Source organism: Paraburkholderia sp. J7 (assembly GCF_905220155.1).
Taxonomy (GTDB): domain Bacteria; phylum Pseudomonadota; class Gammaproteobacteria; order Burkholderiales; family Burkholderiaceae; genus Paraburkholderia.
In genome coordinates this window covers 243024-259042 of the sequence record NZ_CAJMYZ010000013.1, presented here as the reverse complement: position 1 = coordinate 259042, position 16019 = coordinate 243024, and the positions used below count along the sequence as shown (strand labels likewise).

The 16019-nt window shown below is 64.9% G+C and carries 13 protein-coding genes; all 13 read left to right on the top strand.

Annotation, left to right across the window (positions count from 1 at the left end; all coding sequences use genetic code 11):
• Positions 1-685: 685 nt before the first annotated feature.
• The 13 genes from U5A58_RS22400 (at position 686) to U5A58_RS22340 (ending at position 15889) form a co-directional block, all read left to right on the top strand.
• Positions 686-4732, top strand: coding sequence for an FAD/FMN-binding oxidoreductase (locus tag U5A58_RS22400; RefSeq protein WP_321963055.1), 4047 nt, complete (start codon positions 686-688; stop codon positions 4730-4732).
• 41 nt (positions 4733-4773) lie between these two features.
• Positions 4774-5199 (top strand): HIT family protein, encoded by a 426-nt coding sequence (locus U5A58_RS22395; RefSeq protein WP_321963054.1) that lies wholly within the window; start codon positions 4774-4776, stop codon positions 5197-5199.
• Positions 5200-5285: 86 nt separating this feature from the next.
• Positions 5286-5699: a DUF971 domain-containing protein gene (locus tag U5A58_RS22390; RefSeq protein ID WP_321913666.1), complete on the top strand. Its 414-nt coding sequence runs from the start codon at positions 5286-5288 to the stop codon at positions 5697-5699.
• A 90-nt stretch (positions 5700-5789) separates the two neighbouring features.
• Positions 5790-6521, top strand: coding sequence for a bifunctional demethylmenaquinone methyltransferase/2-methoxy-6-polyprenyl-1,4-benzoquinol methylase UbiE (ubiE, locus tag U5A58_RS22385; protein ID WP_321963053.1), 732 nt, complete (start codon positions 5790-5792; stop codon positions 6519-6521).
• Positions 6522-6557: 36 nt separating this feature from the next.
• Positions 6558-7583: a Tim44 domain-containing protein gene (locus U5A58_RS22380; RefSeq protein ID WP_321963052.1), complete on the top strand. Its 1026-nt coding sequence runs from the start codon at positions 6558-6560 to the stop codon at positions 7581-7583.
• Between the two features lie 184 nt (positions 7584-7767).
• Positions 7768-8403 (top strand): SCP2 domain-containing protein, encoded by a 636-nt coding sequence (locus U5A58_RS22375; RefSeq protein ID WP_321963059.1) that lies wholly within the window; start codon positions 7768-7770, stop codon positions 8401-8403.
• 18 nt (positions 8404-8421) lie between these two features.
• Positions 8422-9999 carry a ubiquinone biosynthesis regulatory protein kinase UbiB gene (gene ubiB, locus U5A58_RS22370; protein WP_321963051.1) on the top strand — a complete coding sequence of 526 codons (1578 nt, stop codon included), beginning with the start codon at positions 8422-8424 and terminating at the stop codon, positions 9997-9999.
• Between the two features lie 27 nt (positions 10000-10026).
• Complete coding sequence (locus U5A58_RS22365; RefSeq protein WP_321963050.1) at positions 10027-10677, top strand: methyltransferase domain-containing protein; 651 nt, start codon at positions 10027-10029, stop codon at positions 10675-10677.
• Between the two features lie 219 nt (positions 10678-10896).
• Positions 10897-11256, top strand: a complete 360-nt coding sequence (locus U5A58_RS22360; protein ID WP_321963049.1) for an FmdB family zinc ribbon protein — start codon at positions 10897-10899, stop codon at positions 11254-11256.
• Between the two features lie 98 nt (positions 11257-11354).
• Positions 11355-11996 (top strand): DUF502 domain-containing protein, encoded by a 642-nt coding sequence (locus U5A58_RS22355; protein WP_110384393.1) that lies wholly within the window; start codon positions 11355-11357, stop codon positions 11994-11996.
• A gap of 64 nt (positions 11997-12060) precedes the next feature.
• Entirely contained in the window at positions 12061-13866 is a 1806-nt protein-coding gene (gene aspS / locus U5A58_RS22350; RefSeq protein ID WP_321963048.1) for an aspartate--tRNA ligase, read from the top strand.
• 150 nt (positions 13867-14016) lie between these two features.
• Entirely contained in the window at positions 14017-14493 is a 477-nt protein-coding gene (nudB, locus tag U5A58_RS22345) for a dihydroneopterin triphosphate diphosphatase (RefSeq protein WP_321963047.1), read from the top strand.
• Positions 14494-14500: 7 nt separating this feature from the next.
• On the top strand, positions 14501-15889 hold the full coding sequence (locus U5A58_RS22340; RefSeq protein WP_415774275.1) for a phospholipase D-like domain-containing protein: 1389 nt from the start codon (positions 14501-14503) through the stop codon (positions 15887-15889).
• Positions 15890-16019: the final 130 nt, after the last annotated feature.

The window sequence follows — 16019 nt, the reverse complement described above, 5'->3', positions numbered from 1 at the left end:
GCGCAGGCGCGCCGAGAGGTTCGGGGCGCGCTCGAGTTCGGTCTCGCGGGCGACGTCGTAGACGCGGGCGGTGAGGATTTTCTTCAGGTAATCGTCGTGGGAGACCATGCGAGGACGCGCCGGGCGCGGGTTTAGGGCGGGAAAGCGTAAATGATAGCGCCAACGGCTCCCGCTCTGGAGGCGGGGGCATACCAGCGCGGGCATACCGGCGCGGGCTGGCGGCTGTCACTCGATGCGCCGGCGCGATTCGCCGACCGGCCGGAAGGCAAATCATCGTCAAAGCGCGTGCAATCGAGCGTGAACCACCCGTCAACGCAAGTGAATGTTAGGTGTTGGCCAAGTTCCCACGCAGCGTCAGCGCGGGCGCGGATCATGCGGTAAAATCTGTTTTCGAAACAAGGATCGGATGATGCACTGGCAACCTCGGACAGCCCATTTGATGCCCGCACGGCGCGTAACCCGCCCGGCGGCGCAGCGGCACGCCCGCCACGCACGATCGTGTCGCTAAATCCGAGCGCCGGGGAACCATCGGCGTGAGCGTTGCCGCCATGTGCCTCCCCACCCCTTTCGTCCGCAGCCTGCCACAGGCGGACACGATTTCAGAATAGCGCCCCACGCGCCCCGTCAGCATCCGTCGCAGCGGCCGCGAGCCGTGCGCGGGGCTGGCCCAAAGAGTCGTCCAACCATGAACGCACCTCAAGTTTTCGATCCTCGCGGCGCCGCCGCCGCCGTGGCCGCCGACATCGAACCGCGCCTGCGCGAGATTCCCTATAACTACACGTCCTTCTCGGACCGCGAAATCGTCATCCGCCTGCTCGGCGAAGACGCATGGAACGCGCTCGCCGAACTGCGCGCGGAGCGCCGCACCGGCCGCTCGGCGCGCATGCTCTACGAGGTGCTGGGCGATATCTGGGTCGTGCGTCGCAACCCGTATCTGCAGGACGACCTGCTCGACAATCCGAAGCGCCGCGCGCTCCTGATCGAGGCGCTGAACCACCGCCTCGCCGAAATCGAAAAGCGCCGCCGCGCCGATCTGCAGGAGCATGCGGACAAGGAAGGCGTGGAGCGCGCCGCGCGTGTGGAAAAACTGGTCGGCGCCACGCGCCGCGCCATCGACGCCTTCGCGGGCGAGTTCGAGAAGATGGCCGACCTGCGCCGCCGCGCCGTCAAGGTGCTGGGCAAGCGCACGCAGAAGGACAACATCCGCTTCGACGGCCTCTCGCGCGTCTCGCACGTGACCGACGCGACCGACTGGCGCGTGGAATACCCATTCGTCGTCCTGACGCCCGATACCGAAGCCGAAATCGCCGGCCTCATCAAGGCCTGCTTCGAACTCGGCCTCACGGTGATTCCGCGCGGAGGCGGCACGGGCTACACGGGCGGCGCGGTGCCGCTCACGCCGTTCTCGGCCGTCATCAACACCGAAAAGCTCGAGCAGCTCGGTCCGGTCGAGATGACCGACCTGCCGGGCGTGGACCGCAAGGTCGCGACCATTTTCTCGGGCGCGGGCGTGGTCACGCGCCGCGTGACGGAGGCCGCCGACGCCGCGGGCTTCGTGTTCGCCGTGGACCCGACCTCGCTCGATGCGTCGTGCATCGGCGGCAACGTCGCGATGAACGCGGGCGGCAAGAAGGCCGTGCTGTGGGGCACGGCGCTCGACAATCTCGCCTGGTGGCGCATGGTCGACCCGCAGGGCAACTGGCTCGAGGTCACGCGCCTCGACCACAACATGGGCAAGATCCACGACATTCCCGTGGCGCGCTTCGAGCTGAAGTGGTTCGACGGCGAGTACGCGCCGGGCGAAAAGCTGCTGCGCACCGAGTCGCTCGATATCGAAGGCAAGCGTTTCCGCAAGGAAGGCCTCGGCAAGGACGTCACCGATAAATTCCTGGCCGGGTTGCCGGGCGTGCAGAAGGAAGGCTGCGACGGGCTCATCACGTCCGCGCGCTGGGTGCTGCACAAGATGCCCGCGCATACGCGCACGGTCTGTCTGGAATTCTTCGGCCAGGCGCGCGAGGCGATTCCGAGCATCGTCGAGATCAAGGACTACCTGTTCGAAACGTCGAAGCAGGGCGGTGCGATTCTCGCGGGCCTCGAGCACCTCGACGAGCGCTATCTGCGTGCGGTGGGCTATGCGACCAAGAGCAAGCGCAACGCGTTTCCGAAGATGGTGCTGATCGGCGATATTGTCGGCGACGACGCCGATGCCGTGGCCGCCGCGACCTCGGAAGTCATCCGCATGGCCAACGGCAAGAGCGGCGAAGGCTTCGTCGCGGTGTCCGCCGAGGCGCGCAAGCGCTTCTGGCTCGACCGCAGCCGCACGGCCGCAATTGCCAAGCACACCAACGCGTTCAAGATCAACGAAGACGTCGTGATCCCGCTCAATCGCATGGGCGAGTACACGGATGGCATCGAGCGCATCAACATCGAGCTGTCGATCAAGAACAAGCTGCAGCTGGTCGACGCGCTCGAGGCGTTCTTCAAGGCAGGCAAGCTGCCGCTCGGCAAGACGGACGACGCGAACGAGATTCCCTCCGCGGAACTGCTCGAAGACCGCGTGCAGCAGGCGCTCGACCTGCTCAAGCGCGTGCGCGAGCGCTGGACCTTCGTGGGCGAGAAGCTCGACCTGTCGCTGCGCGAGGCGCAGCACTACCTCGTGCAACTGGGCTATGAGGCACTCGCGGAAAAGTTCGCCGACCGTGTGGATGTGCAGCCGGACGCCAACGTCTTCCACGTGACCCAGGACCGCACGGTGCGCATCTCGTGGAAGCAGGAGATCCGCGCGGAACTGCGCAAGATCTTCAACGGCGGCGAATTCAAGCCGATCCTCGACGAGACTCAGGCGATCCACAAGAAGGTGCTGCGCGGCCGCGTGTTCGTGGCGCTGCACATGCACGCCGGCGACGGCAACGTGCACACGAACCTGCCGGTCAACTCGGACAACTACGAGATGCTGCAGGACGCGCACCACGCGGTTGCGCGCATCATGAAGCTCGCGCGTTCGCTCGACGGCGTGATTTCGGGCGAGCACGGCATCGGCATCACGAAGCTCGAATTCCTGACCGATGACGAGATCGCCGAGTTCCGCGCCTACAAGCAGCGTGTCGATCCGCAAGGCCGCTTCAATGCGGGCAAGCTGCTCGAAGGCGCCGACCTGCGCAACGCCTACACGCCGTCGTTCGGCCTGATGGGTTACGAGTCGCTCATCATGAAGCAGTCCGACATTGGCGCGATTGCCGATTCGGTGAAGGACTGTCTGCGCTGCGGCAAGTGCAAGCCGGTGTGCGCGACGCACGTGCCGCGCGCGAACCTGCTCTACAGCCCGCGCAACAAGATTCTCGCGACCTCCTTGCTGGTCGAGGCGTTCCTGTACGAAGAGCAGACGCGCCGCGGCGTGTCGATCAAGCACTGGGACGAGTTCAACGACGTGGCCGACCACTGCACGGTCTGCCACAAGTGCGTGACGCCGTGCCCGGTCAAGATCGACTTCGGCGACGTGACGATGAACATGCGCAACCTGCTGCGCAAGATGGGCAAGAAGAAGTTCAACGCGGGCAACGCCGCGGGCATGTTCTTCCTGAACGCCACGAACCCGCAGACCATCAATCTCGCGCGCACCGCGATGATGGGCGTGGGCTACAAGGCGCAGCGCCTCGGCAACGACGTGCTGAAGAAGTTCGTGAAGAAGCAGACGGCGCATCCGCCCGCATCCACGGGCAAGCCGGCCGTGGTCGAGCAGGTGATCCACTTCGTCAACAAGAAGATGCCGGGCAACCTGCCGAAGAAGACGGCGCGCGCGCTGCTCGACATCGAAGACAACAAGATCGTGCCGATCATCCGCAACCCGAAGACGACGAACGTCGATTCGGAAGCGGTGTTCTACTTCCCCGGCTGCGGCTCGGAGCGCCTGTTCTCGCAAGTGGGACTCGCCACGCAAGCCATGCTCTGGGAAGCGGGCGTGCAGACGGTGCTGCCGCCGGGCTACCTGTGCTGCGGCTATCCGCAGCGCGGCTCGGGCCAGTACGACAAGGCCGAGAAGATCGTCACCGACAACCGCGTGCTGTTCCACCGTGTGGCGAACACGCTCAACTACCTCGACATCAAGACGGTGGTGGTGTCGTGCGGCACGTGCTACGACCAGCTGGCCGGTTATGAATTCGACAAGATTTTCCCGGGATGCCGCATCATCGACATCCACGAATTCCTGCTGGAGAAGGGCATCAAGCTCGATGGCGTGTCGGGCACGCGCTACATGTACCACGACCCGTGCCATACGCCGATCAAGACGATCGACCCGGTCAAGCTCGTCAACGAGCTGATGGGTTCCGAAAAGGACGGCTACAAGATCGAGAAGAACGATCGCTGCTGTGGCGAATCGGGCACGCTGGCCGTTACGCGCCCGGACATTTCGACGCAGGTGCGTTTCCGCAAGGAAGAGGAAATCCGCAAGGGCGCGGCGAAGCTGCGCGGCATTCCGATCGTGGGCAACGGCGCGAACGGAGTGCAGCCGGCAACGCCGCAGGAAGCGGGCGGGCAGGGTACGACGCAGGACGTCAAGATTCTGACGAGCTGCCCGTCGTGCCTCCAGGGTCTGTCGCGGTACAACGAAGACGCCAACATCGAAGCCGACTACATCGTGGTGGAAATCGCCCGGCACATACTTGGCGAAAACTGGATGGCGGACTACGTTCAGAACGCGAACAATGGCGGAATCGAGCGCGTGCTGGTCTAATGGCAGCGCTCAATTTTCCGTGAACCGGTTCGGGGACGACGATGACATGCGTATTCTGCAGTGAGGAAGGCGGCGATGTGCTGTGGCAGGACGAGCGCATGCGTGTCGTGCTCGCGACTGCCGAGGCCGACTATCCCGGCTTCTGCCGGGTCATCTGGAATACGCACATCGCCGAATTCTCGGACCTGGGCGCGGCCGACCGGGAACATCTGATGCGCGCGGTGTACGCCGTCGAGCGTGCGCTGCGCCGCGTCATGCATCCTTCGAAGGTGAATCTGGCGAGCCTCGGCAACCAGGTGCCGCACGTGCACTGGCACGTGATTCCGCGCTTCACGAACGACGCGCATTTCCCCATGTCCGTCTGGTCGCCGCGCCAGCGCACGGTGTCCGAGGCGATGCTGGGCCAGCGCCGCGCACAGGCCACGCTGCTGCGCGACGCGGTGCGCCAGGAAATGGAGCAGGCTTAAGGCCAGACCAGACCAGACCAGACCAGACCAGACCAGACCAGACCAGGCCCGGGCCGGGCGGTGGGCGTCCAACAGCAGGAACGATCATGAGTGGACTGAAATCCGATACGCCGGTGCCAACCGGCGTCGTGGTGCACGCGCTCTCGCGCGTGCTGGAACTCCAGTATGCGAACGGCGAGAGCTATCGCGTACCTTTCGAGCTGATGCGCGTGTTTTCGCCGTCGGCGGAAGTGCGCGGTCACGGCCCCGGCCAGGAAACGCTGCAAACAGGCAAACGCGAGGTGACGATCACGGCGCTCGAAGGGGTCGGCAACTATGCGCTGCAGCCTACGTTTTCCGACGGCCACAACACCGGCATCTATTCGTGGGACCAGCTCTACGAGCTTGCCACGCGCCAGGACGAACTCTGGGCGGAATATTTCGCCAAACTGAAGGCGGCGGGCGTCGAGCGCGACGCACCCATGGCGGCGCCCCCTGCCGCGCATGGCCACTGCCACTGACGCTTCCTGTTACGATCCTGCCCCGCCGCTTCTCTGACAGACGCGGCGCAGCACCTCAATAGAACACCCTTCCGCGAAAGGACGAGCGCGATGAGCAAAACCCACTTCGGCTATCAGACAGTCGACGAACAGGACAAGGCGAAGAAGGTGGCCGGCGTGTTTCACTCGGTCGCCTCGAACTACGACCTGATGAACGATCTGATGTCGGGCGGGCTGCACCGCGCGTGGAAGGCGTTCACGATCGCCCAGGCGAACATCCGGCCGGGCGCGAAGGTGCTCGACATCGCGGGCGGCACCGGCGACCTCTCCATGGCGTTCGCGAAGAAAGCGGGCCCGACGGGCGAGGTCTGGCACACCGACATCAACGAGTCGATGCTGCGCGTGGGCCGCGACCGCCTGATCGACAAGGGCGTGATCACGCCGGCGCTCCTGTGCGACGCCGAGAAAATTCCCTTTCCGGACAACTACTTCGACGTGGTGACCGTGGCTTTCGGGCTGCGCAACATGACGCACAAGGACGGCGCGCTGGCCGAGATGCGCCGTGTGCTCAAGCCGGGCGGCCGCGTGCTCGTGCTCGAGTTCTCGAAGGTCTGGGAGCCGCTCAAGAAGGCGTACGACGTGTATTCGTTCAAGGTGCTGCCGTGGCTTGGCCGCCGCTTTGCCCAGGACGCGGACAGCTACCAGTACCTCGCGGAATCGATCCGCATGCACCCGGATCAGGAAACACTCAAGACGATGATGGAACAAGTCGGCCTCGACGCCGTCAAATATTACAATTTGTCAGCTGGCGTGGTAGCCTTACACGTCGGCACAAAGTATTAGTGTTTCCAAATCACTGTCTTTAAAGGAATTTCCGTTATGTCTGAGCCCAGAATCGATGCTTCCAAAAAGCTTTCATCATCGTGGGCCAGACGATTCGGTGTTCTGGCCCTCGCCGGCGTGATGATTGCCGGCAGTCTCGCGTCGTTCGACGCCGAGGCTCGCCGCATGGGTGGCGGCCGCAGTTTCGGCAAGCAGTCGTCGGTGGCCTCGCAGCGCAGCACCACGCCGCCGCCCGCGCAGCCCAGCCCCACGAGCCCCACTAATTCCGCACAGCAGGCCGGCGCCCAGCGCGCACCCGCCACGCCGGCTCCCACGCCCGCGGCCGCGCCGGCGCGCAACCGCTGGCTTGGGCCTATCGCGGGTCTCGCGGCCGGTCTCGGCATCGCCGCGCTGCTTTCGCACTTCGGTCTTGGCGAGGCGTTCGCGGGCATGATGGCCAACATGATCGTGATCGCGATCATCGCCTTTATCGCCGTCTGGCTGATCCGCAAGTTCATGAGCCGCCGCCGTGCCGCAGAACCCGCGTACCAGACCGGTGGCGGGTACGGTTCGTCGGCCAGCCTGAACCAGTCGGGCGGGTATCAGCCGCAGGAGCCGCGCTACAGCGCGCCGCCCACAGGGCAGTACCTCGCGTCTGAGGCCAATCCGGTCAGCACCCCGCACGTCGATACGGCGCCCACCGTCCCGGCTGGCTTCGATACCGAAGCCTTCGTGCGCAACGCGAAGGTTTACTTCGTGCGTCTGCAGGCCGCTTGGGACGCCGGCAACATGGACGACATCCGCGAATTCACGACGCCGGAGATGTTTGCCGAGATCCGCGTCGATCTCGCGGGCCGCGGTGCGCAACAGAACCAGACCGACGTCGTGCAACTCAACGCGGACTTGCTCGGCGTGGAGGAGCGCGACAACGAATACCTTGCGAGCGTACGTTTCTCCGGCCTGATTCGCGAAACCATGGGGGCGCCCGCCGAGCCGTTTGCGGAGGTGTGGAATCTCTCGAAGTCGCGCACGTCGGGCGAAGGCTGGCTGCTCGCGGGTATCCAGCAGGTCGAAACTCACTGAGTTTGCAAGGACGTAGTGCGCTTCGTGTGCGCTTCGTGATTTGATAAAGATCACGCAGCGCTGCGCCAGCCAGCCGTCGTGCCTCATTGGCGAGGGCAGGGTGGCGGCGCGATCCGACGGCTCGAACGTTACAATGGGAACCCGCCCGGGCTTGTGCCCGTGCGGGTTTTCTTATTCCATGCCGATGACTCTTGCCGCCAAGCCCTTCGCCGCTGCCGTCAATCACCTGCTCGCCCGTGAAACGTGGGCACGCGAGCGCCTCGCCCCGTATGCGGGCAAGACGGCGCGCCTCACCTGCCCGCCTGTCGTGCTCACGCTGCTCGTGCAGCCGGACGGCTATCTGGGCGCGGTCGAGGATCACGATGCAGGCGATGTCGACGTGACGCTTTCGCTGCCCGCGGGTGCGCTCTCGTCGTTCGTGCAGGGCGGCCAGGCGGCCGTCATGAAGCACGTCAAGATCGAGGGCGACGCCGAGTTCGCGCAGGTCATCGGCAAGCTCGCCGAGCATCTGCGCTGGGAGCCCGAAGAGGACCTCGCGAAGCTGATCGGCGACGCGCCGGCTTCACGCATCGCCACGCTCGCGCGCGCCGCGGGCGAACAGGCGCTGCGCACCGGCCGCAACGTCCTCGGCTCCGTCACGGAGTATCTGCTCGACGAAAATCCGCAGCTCGTGCGGCGCGCCGAGCTAGACGGCTTCAACGATGAGCTGTCGCGCGCACGCGATGCGCTGGCGCGCGTGGAAAAGCGCGTCGAGCGACTCGAACAAAAATCACCGGCCGGCGGCGGGAGCCAGAGCGCTGCGCCGCACGGCTCGCGCTAGTCAACAGGCCCCCCAGACATGCGTTTTCTGCGTTTTCTCAAGATTTTCTTCACCGTCATCCGCTTCGGCCTGGACGAGATGATGTTGAGCCGGATCAACGACCGGCGTGTAGCGCTGCTCCTGCGCATTACCACGATCGGCCGTCGTTTCGACGATCCGCCCGGCTTGCGCCTGCGTCTCGCACTCGAAAGCCTCGGCCCGATCTTCGTGAAATTCGGCCAGGTGCTGTCCACGCGCCGCGACCTGCTGCCGCCCGATATCGCCAACGAGCTCGCAAAACTGCAGGACCAGGTGCCGCCGTTCGATTCGAACGTGGCGATCGGCCTGATCGAGAAGTCGCTGGGTGCGCCGGTCGATACGATTTTCGACGAGTTCGAACGCGTGCCTGTGGCGAGCGCGTCGATCGCGCAGGTGCACTTCGCCAAGGTGAAGTCCGGCCAGCACGCGGGCAAGCCGGTGGCGGTGAAGGTGCTGCGCCCGAACATGCGTCCGGTGATCGATTCGGACCTCGCGCTCTTGCGCGACATCGCCGTGTGGGCCGAGCGCCTGTGGGCCGACGGCAAGCGCCTGAAACCGCGCGAAGTGGTGGCCGAATTCGACAAGTACCTGCACGACGAGCTCGACCTCATGCGTGAGGCCGCCAACGGCAGCCAGTTGCGCCGCAATTTCGCGGGCCTCGACTTGCTGCTCGTGCCGGAAATGTACTGGGAATTCAGCACGGCCAATGTGCTCGTGATGGAGCGCATGGTCGGCGTGCCGATCAGCCAGGTGGACAAGCTGCGTGCGGCGGGCGTGGACATTCCGAAGCTCGCGCGCGAGGGCGTGGAGATCTTCTTCACGCAGGTGTTCCGCGACGGCTTCTTTCACGCCGACATGCACCCCGGCAACATCCAGGTGAGCCTCGATCCCACGCATTTCGGCCGCTATATCGCGCTCGATTTCGGCATCGTCGGCGCGCTGTCGGACTTCGACAAGAACTACCTGGCGCAGAACTTTCTCGCGTTCTTCAAGCGCGACTATCACCGCGTGGCGACGCTGCATATCGAGTCGGGGTGGGTGCCGCCCAATACGCGCGTGGAAGAGCTGGAAAGCGCGATTCGCGCCGTGTGCGAACCGTATTTCGACCGGGCGTTGAAGGACATTTCGCTTGGCCAGGTGCTGCTGCGCCTGTTCCAGACCTCGCGGCGCTTCAACGTGGAAATCCAGCCGCAGCTCGTGCTGCTGCAAAAGACCATGCTCAACGTCGAAGGCCTTGGGCGTTCACTCGATCCCGAACTCGATCTCTGGAAAACGGCGAAGCCTTATCTCGAGCGCTGGATGACCGAGCAGATCGGCTTGCGCGGCTGGTACGAGCGCTTCAAGATCGAAGCGCCGCAATGGAGCAAGACGCTGCCGCAATTGCCGCGTCTTGTGCACCAGGTGCTGCTGCACCGCCAGGAGCCGCACGGTTTCGCCAGCGACGAGACCATCCGCGCGATGCTCGCCGAGCAACGCCGCACGAACCGCCTGCTGCAGGGCCTGCTCGTGTTCGGCGTGGCCGTGGGCGTGGGCATGGTGGCGGCGCGCGTGTGGCTCGCGTTCGCGTACGGCGGGTGACGGACCACGAGAACCAGGAGTGAGACGATGAGCGACCCAAACCAGCCGCCGCAACCGGATGAGGTGCCCGAATTCGAAACCCGCGACCCGTCGTCGCCCTCGTTCTGGGACGAGCGCTTCGAGCGCGGTTTCACGCCGTGGGACCAGGCGGGCGTGCAGCGCCAGTTCGAAGCCTTCGCCACCGCACATCCTGATGCCGCGGTGCTGATTCCGGGCTGCGGCAACGCCTGGGAGGCGCGCTGGCTCGCCGAGCGCGGCCGCACGGTGCGCGCCATCGACTTCGCGCCGGCCGCGGTCGCGAGCGCGCGCGCGGCGCTGGGGCAGTACGCCGGCGTCGTCGAAGAGGCGGACTTCTACGCCTACACGCCGCCGTTCACGCCAGCCTGGATGTTCGAGCGCGCCTTCCTGTGCGCGCTGCCCAAGTCGCTGCGCGCGAGCTATGCCGTGCGCATGGCTCAGCTGCTGGAGCCCGGCGCGTTGCTGGCGGGCTACTTCTTCATCGGCGAAACACCCAAGGGGCCGCCGTTCGCCATCGCGCGCGACGAACTCGACGCCTTGCTCACGCCGTACTTCACGCTGGCCGACGATCAGCCCGTGGCCGACTCGCTGCCCGTGTTCGCCGGGCGCGAGCGCTGGCTCGTGTGGCGCCGCAACGACGCCGCGCCGTCGCACGTTTGAGCGGTGTCAGGCGGGCGCGCGACGCGCTCGCCGCCTTGCATTGCCGCGTGCGCTCTTGATGTGCACGCAAGCTGCCCTCATGTGAATTGAGGCGGCTGCAATCCTTTCGACCCTCCCCGCTGGACACCCAACCCCGGTAAATGCCAGGGGCGGTCCTGGTTTGCGGCTATAATTCAAGGCTTTGCAAGCAATTATCAGATTTTCATCAGGATAGAGATCATGCCGATCTACGCTTATCGCTGCGAGTCGTGCGGCTTCGACAAGGACGTGCTCCAAAAGATGAGCGATGCGCCCCTGACGCAGTGCCCGAGCTGCGGCGCGGACACATTTCGCAAGCAGGTCACCGCGGCGGGCTTCCAGCTGAAGGGTTCGGGCTGGTACGTCACCGATTTCCGCGGCGGCAACGGCGCCAAGAGCGCTGCGGCGACCGGCGCGAAGGAAAACGCGTCGTCGGAAGGCAGCAAGCCGGCCGGCGAGGGCGCCGCAAGTGGTTCCAGCGAAGCGAGCGCAGCCGCGCCCGCTGCGAGCACACAAGCGAGCACCCCGGCGAGCACGGCCAGCCCGGCAGCCTCGACCTGAAAAACCTGCGGCGCGATTCCTGCTTTGCCGGGAATACGCGCCGCGCCGAAGCCGCGCTGGCAGCCCATTAGCCGCGCGCGGCGCGTTTGGCGGTGTACATGACGATCAAGAAAGCGACGTTCAAATCGGTATTCCTGACCGGCCTGCTGGTGCTGGTGCCGTTGGCCATCACGCTGTGGGTGCTGAACCTCGTCATCGGCACGATGGATCAGACGCTGCTGCTGCTGCCCGAATCGTGGCGGCCGGAGCGCGTGTTCGGCGTGCGCCTGCCGGGTCTCGGCGCGGTGCTCACGCTCGCGTTCATTTTCGGGGTCGGTCTGCTCACGCACAACTTCATCGGCCAGAAGCTGGTGGAGTGGTGGAACGCGCTGGTGCGCCGCATTCCGATCATCGGACCGCTGTACGGCAGCATCCAGCAGGTTTCCGATACACTGCTTTCGAGCAACGGCAACGCATTTCGCAAGGCGCTCCTGATCGAGTACCCGCGCAAGGGTTCGTGGACGATCGCGTTTCTCACCGGCATTCCCGGCGGCGACGTGGTCAACCACCTGCAGGAAGATCATGTGAGCGTGTATGTCCCGACTACGCCGAATCCCACGTCGGGCTTCTTCCTGATGGTGCCAAAGAGCGAGGTGGTCGAGCTGGACATGACCGTCGACGCCGCGCTCAAGTATATTGTTTCGATGGGCGTGGTCGCGCCGGCAACCTCTCCACGCCGCCCCATCGATCCTCCGCTTTAAATACCGGACGACGCGCTTGCACGCGCCGCTCCCGTTCATTCATGCATAACGAAAGACGAACATCATGTCGATGAGATCTGAATACTGCGGTCTGGTGACCGAACAGCTGCTGGGCCAAACTGTTTCGCTGTGCGGATGGGTGCAGCGCCGCCGCGACCATGGCGGCGTCATCTTCATCGACCTGCGCGACCGCGAGGGCCTCGTTCAGGTCGTCTGCGACCCGGACCGCGCGGACATGTTCAAGGCCGCCGAAGGCGTGCGCAACGAGTTCTGCGTCCAGATCAAGGGTCTCGTTCGCAATCGTCCGGAAGGCACGGTCAACGCCAACCTCACGAGCGGCAAGATCGAAGTGCTGTGCCATGAACTCGTCGTGCTCAACGCGTCGGTCACGCCGCCGTTCCAGCTCGACGACGACAACCTCTCGGAAACCACGCGCCTCACGCATCGCGTGCTCGACCTGCGCCGTCCGCAAATGCAGCACAACCTGCGTCTGCGCTATCGCGTGACGATGGCCGTGCGCAAGTATCTCGACGCGCTCGGCTTCATCGACATCGAAACGCCGATGCTCACGAAGAGCACGCCGGAAGGCGCACGCGACTACCTCGTGCCGTCGCGCGTGAACGCTGGCCAGTTCTTCGCGCTGCCGCAGTCGCCGCAGCTCTTCAAGCAGCTCCTGATGGTGGCGAACTTCGATCGCTACTACCAGATCGTCAAGTGCTTCCGCGACGAAGACCTGCGCGCTGACCGTCAGCCCGAATTCACGCAGATCGACTGCGAAACGTCGTTCCTCGGCGAGCAGGAAATCCGCGACCTGTTCGAAGACATGGCGCGTCACGTGTTCAAGGAAACGATTGGCGTCGAGCTCGACGCGAAGTTCCCGGTCATGCCGTACTCGGAAGCCATGCGCCGCTTCGGTTCGGACAAGCCGGACCTGCGCGTGAAACTCGAGTTCACCGATCTGACTGACGCCGTGAAGGACGTGGACTTCAAGGTGTTCAGCACGCCGGCCAACAGCAAGGACGGCCGCGTTGCGGCGCTGCGCGTGCCGAAGGGCGGCGAACTCTCGCGCGGCGACATCGACGGCTACACGGAATTCGTGCGCATCTACGGCGCGAAGGGCCTCGCCTGGATCAAGGTCAACGAAGTCGCGAAGGGCCGTGACGGTCTGCAAAGCCCGATCGTCAAGAACCTGCACGACGCGTCGATCGCTGCGATCCTCGAGCGCACCGGCGCGCAAGACGGCGACATCATCTTCTTCGCGGCAGATCGCGCGAAGGTGGTGAACGACAGCCTGGGCGCGCTGCGCCTGAAGATCGGCCATTCGGAGTTCGGCAAGACCAACGGCCTGGTCGAGAAGGGCTGGAAGCCGCTGTGGGTGATCGACTTCCCGATGTTCGAGTACGACGAGGAAGAAAACCGCTACGTGGCCGCGCACCACCCGTTCACGAGCCCGAAGGACGAGCACCTGGAATACCTCGAAACGGATCCGGGCCGCTGCCTTGCGAAGGCTTACGACATGGTGCTGAACGGCTGGGAAATCGGCGGCGGCTCGGTGCGTATTTATCAGGAAGACGTGCAGAGCAAGGTGTTCCGCGCGCTCAAGATCAATGCGGAAGAAGCCCGTGCGAAGTTCGGCTTCCTGCTCGACGCGCTCCAGTACGGCGCGCCGCCGCACGGCGGTATCGCATTCGGTCTGGACCGCATCGTCACGATGATGGCCGGCGCCGACTCGATCCGCGACGTGATCGCGTTCCCGAAGACGCAGCGTGCGCAGGATCTGCTCACGCAGGCGCCGAGCCCGGTGGACGAGCGCCAGCTGCGCGAACTGCACATCCGTCTGCGTCAGCCCGAGCAGAAGGCAGCGCAGTAAGCGCTTGATCCCTGCTGCGAAGGCCCGTCGGGGCTTTTGCATCGCAACAACAAAAAAGGCGCATCGTGCGCCTTTTTTGCTTTTTGCGTTAAATTACCTTTAGACGCGCCGCAAGCGCGCAGTGCGCGTTCCTCCCCACGCTCCATCGCCATGCAGAAGCCGCCGAAGATTCCGGAATCCGTACTCGTCGTCATCCATACGCCGCAACTGGAGGTCCTGATCATCGAACGCGCCGACCGGCCCGGTTTCTGGCAGTCGGTCACAGGCTCCAAGGACCGGCTCGACGAGCCGTTCGCCGAAACCGCCGTGCGCGAGGTGGGCGAAGAGACGGGCATTGCCGTCGGGGCGGTGGGCGTTCCGCATTCGGCGCTGCTCGACTGGCGTCACGAGATCGAGTACGAAATCTATCCTGTCTGGCGCCATCGCTACGCGCCCGGCGTCACGCGTAATACCGAGCACTGGTTCAGCCTGGAAGTGCCCGCGGGCACAGTCGTCACGCTCGCGCCGCGCGAGCATACGGCTTATGTGTGGCTGCCTTACGAGCAGGCGGCGGCGAAGTGTTTCTCGTGGTCGAACCGCGAGGCCATTCTGCAACTGCCCGAGCGGCTACGCGAAGGTCGCGGGTGAGCCCAACATGAGCGAGACCAGTACCGATCCCGGCATTGAATCGCAGCGCGTGGTGAGGCTGCGCGAGGCGCTGCTTGGCCGGCGCTATCGTTCACGCTATCGCTTCACGAGCGGCAACGACGTGCGCCTGTTCGGCTCGAGTGCCGAACTGTTCGGCGCGATGATCGAACGCATCGACGCCGCCGCGCGCGACATTGCGCTCGAAACCTACATCTTCTGCGACGACGACATCGGCCGCGCGCTCTCCGACGCGCTCATACGCGCGGCGGCGCGCGGCGTGCGCGTGCGCGTCATCACCGACGGCATTGGCTCGCCGCGCATTGCGCTGTTCGAGACCTGGCCTGGCGCCGGCGTGGAGCATCGCGTCTACAACCCGCATATCTTCGGGCGCTTCGGTTTTTCGCGCACGCACCGCAAGCTTTGTGTGATCGACGACCAGTTTGCGTATTGCGGCGGTATCAACGTGATCGACGATTTCGAGCAGGACGGCCACCGGCTGCCTTATTCGCGCTGGGATTTCGCCGTTGAACTGCACGGCCCCGTGGTCGTGGACGTGCGCCTTGCGATCGAGCAGCAGTGGCGGCGGATCCGGCTCGGCTACCGGCCGCCGCTGCCCCAGCAGGTTTCGCCCGGCGTGCCCGCGAGCGCGGGTTTCATGTCGCCGCATCCTACCGGCCACACGATCGGGCGCCCCACGCAGATCGTCGACGACGCACTGCGTGCGCTCGCGCCCACCGTGGACTCGCCTCGCGCGAAGCGCTTCTTCACGCGGCTGCGCGAGCGTCTGCGCGCAAGCGTGCGTGATCCGCGCACGGCGCAAGTGCCCTGCGTGGCGTTCGTCGCGCGCGACAACGTGGTCAACCGGCGCGCCATCGAAAAGGCTTATCTCGACGCCATCGGCGAGGCGCGCAAGGAAGTGCTGCTCGCCAATCCGTATTTCATGCCGGGCCGGCGGTTGCGGCGCGCGCTCGTGAGCGCCGCGGAACGCGGCGTGGCCGTCAAGCTTTTGGTCGGACGAAAAGAATTCAAGGTGCTCGACTACGGCGTGCCGTTCCTCTATCACCAGTTGCTCAGCGCGGGCGTGCAGATTGCGGAGTACGAGAAAACGATGCTCCACGGCAAAGTGGCCGTCGTCGATTCGAGCTGGGGTACCGTGGGTTCCTCGAACCTCGATGCGCTGAGCCTCGTGCTCAACAACGAGGCCAACGTGCTGCTCGTGCAGCATCCGCAGATCGAGCAGCTGCGCGGCGAGATACTCGCGGCATTCGGCGATGCCGCGCAGATCGACCGCGCGCGCTACGAGGCGCGGCCGTGGCACGTGCGCGCCGTGAACTGGCTTGCGTGGGCGTTCTATCGTGCCCTCATGAAGCTCATTACGGTGGGCGGCTACGACTAGAACGAGAAAGCCGCCTGCCACACGAATCCGCGCACGTGCAATCGAGAGAATGTCGGCTTGCGCGCGGCGCACGAACCCCCAAAATTAGAGTACCGGTTAGAAATCGGTTTCTAATAAAGTCCTTGTTTCG

Coding starts and splice junctions, on each gene's coding strand:
- ubiE (WP_321963053.1), top strand. CDS start 5,790: ATGAGCAAAACCCACTTCGGCTATCAGACAGTCGACGAACAGGACAAG.
- nudB (WP_321963047.1), top strand. CDS start 14,017: ATGCAGAAGCCGCCGAAGATTCCGGAATCCGTACTCGTCGTCATCCAT.
- ubiB (WP_321963051.1), top strand. CDS start 8,422: ATGCGTTTTCTGCGTTTTCTCAAGATTTTCTTCACCGTCATCCGCTTC.
- U5A58_RS22340 (WP_415774275.1), top strand. CDS start 14,501: ATGAGCGAGACCAGTACCGATCCCGGCATTGAATCGCAGCGCGTGGTG.
- U5A58_RS22395 (WP_321963054.1), top strand. CDS start 4,774: ATGACATGCGTATTCTGCAGTGAGGAAGGCGGCGATGTGCTGTGGCAG.
- U5A58_RS22400 (WP_321963055.1), top strand. CDS start 686: ATGAACGCACCTCAAGTTTTCGATCCTCGCGGCGCCGCCGCCGCCGTG.
- U5A58_RS22360 (WP_321963049.1), top strand. CDS start 10,897: ATGCCGATCTACGCTTATCGCTGCGAGTCGTGCGGCTTCGACAAGGAC.
- U5A58_RS22365 (WP_321963050.1), top strand. CDS start 10,027: ATGAGCGACCCAAACCAGCCGCCGCAACCGGATGAGGTGCCCGAATTC.
- U5A58_RS22375 (WP_321963059.1), top strand. CDS start 7,768: ATGACTCTTGCCGCCAAGCCCTTCGCCGCTGCCGTCAATCACCTGCTC.
- aspS (WP_321963048.1), top strand. CDS start 12,061: ATGTCGATGAGATCTGAATACTGCGGTCTGGTGACCGAACAGCTGCTG.
- U5A58_RS22380 (WP_321963052.1), top strand. CDS start 6,558: ATGTCTGAGCCCAGAATCGATGCTTCCAAAAAGCTTTCATCATCGTGG.
- U5A58_RS22390 (WP_321913666.1), top strand. CDS start 5,286: ATGAGTGGACTGAAATCCGATACGCCGGTGCCAACCGGCGTCGTGGTG.
- U5A58_RS22355 (WP_110384393.1), top strand. CDS start 11,355: ATGACGATCAAGAAAGCGACGTTCAAATCGGTATTCCTGACCGGCCTG.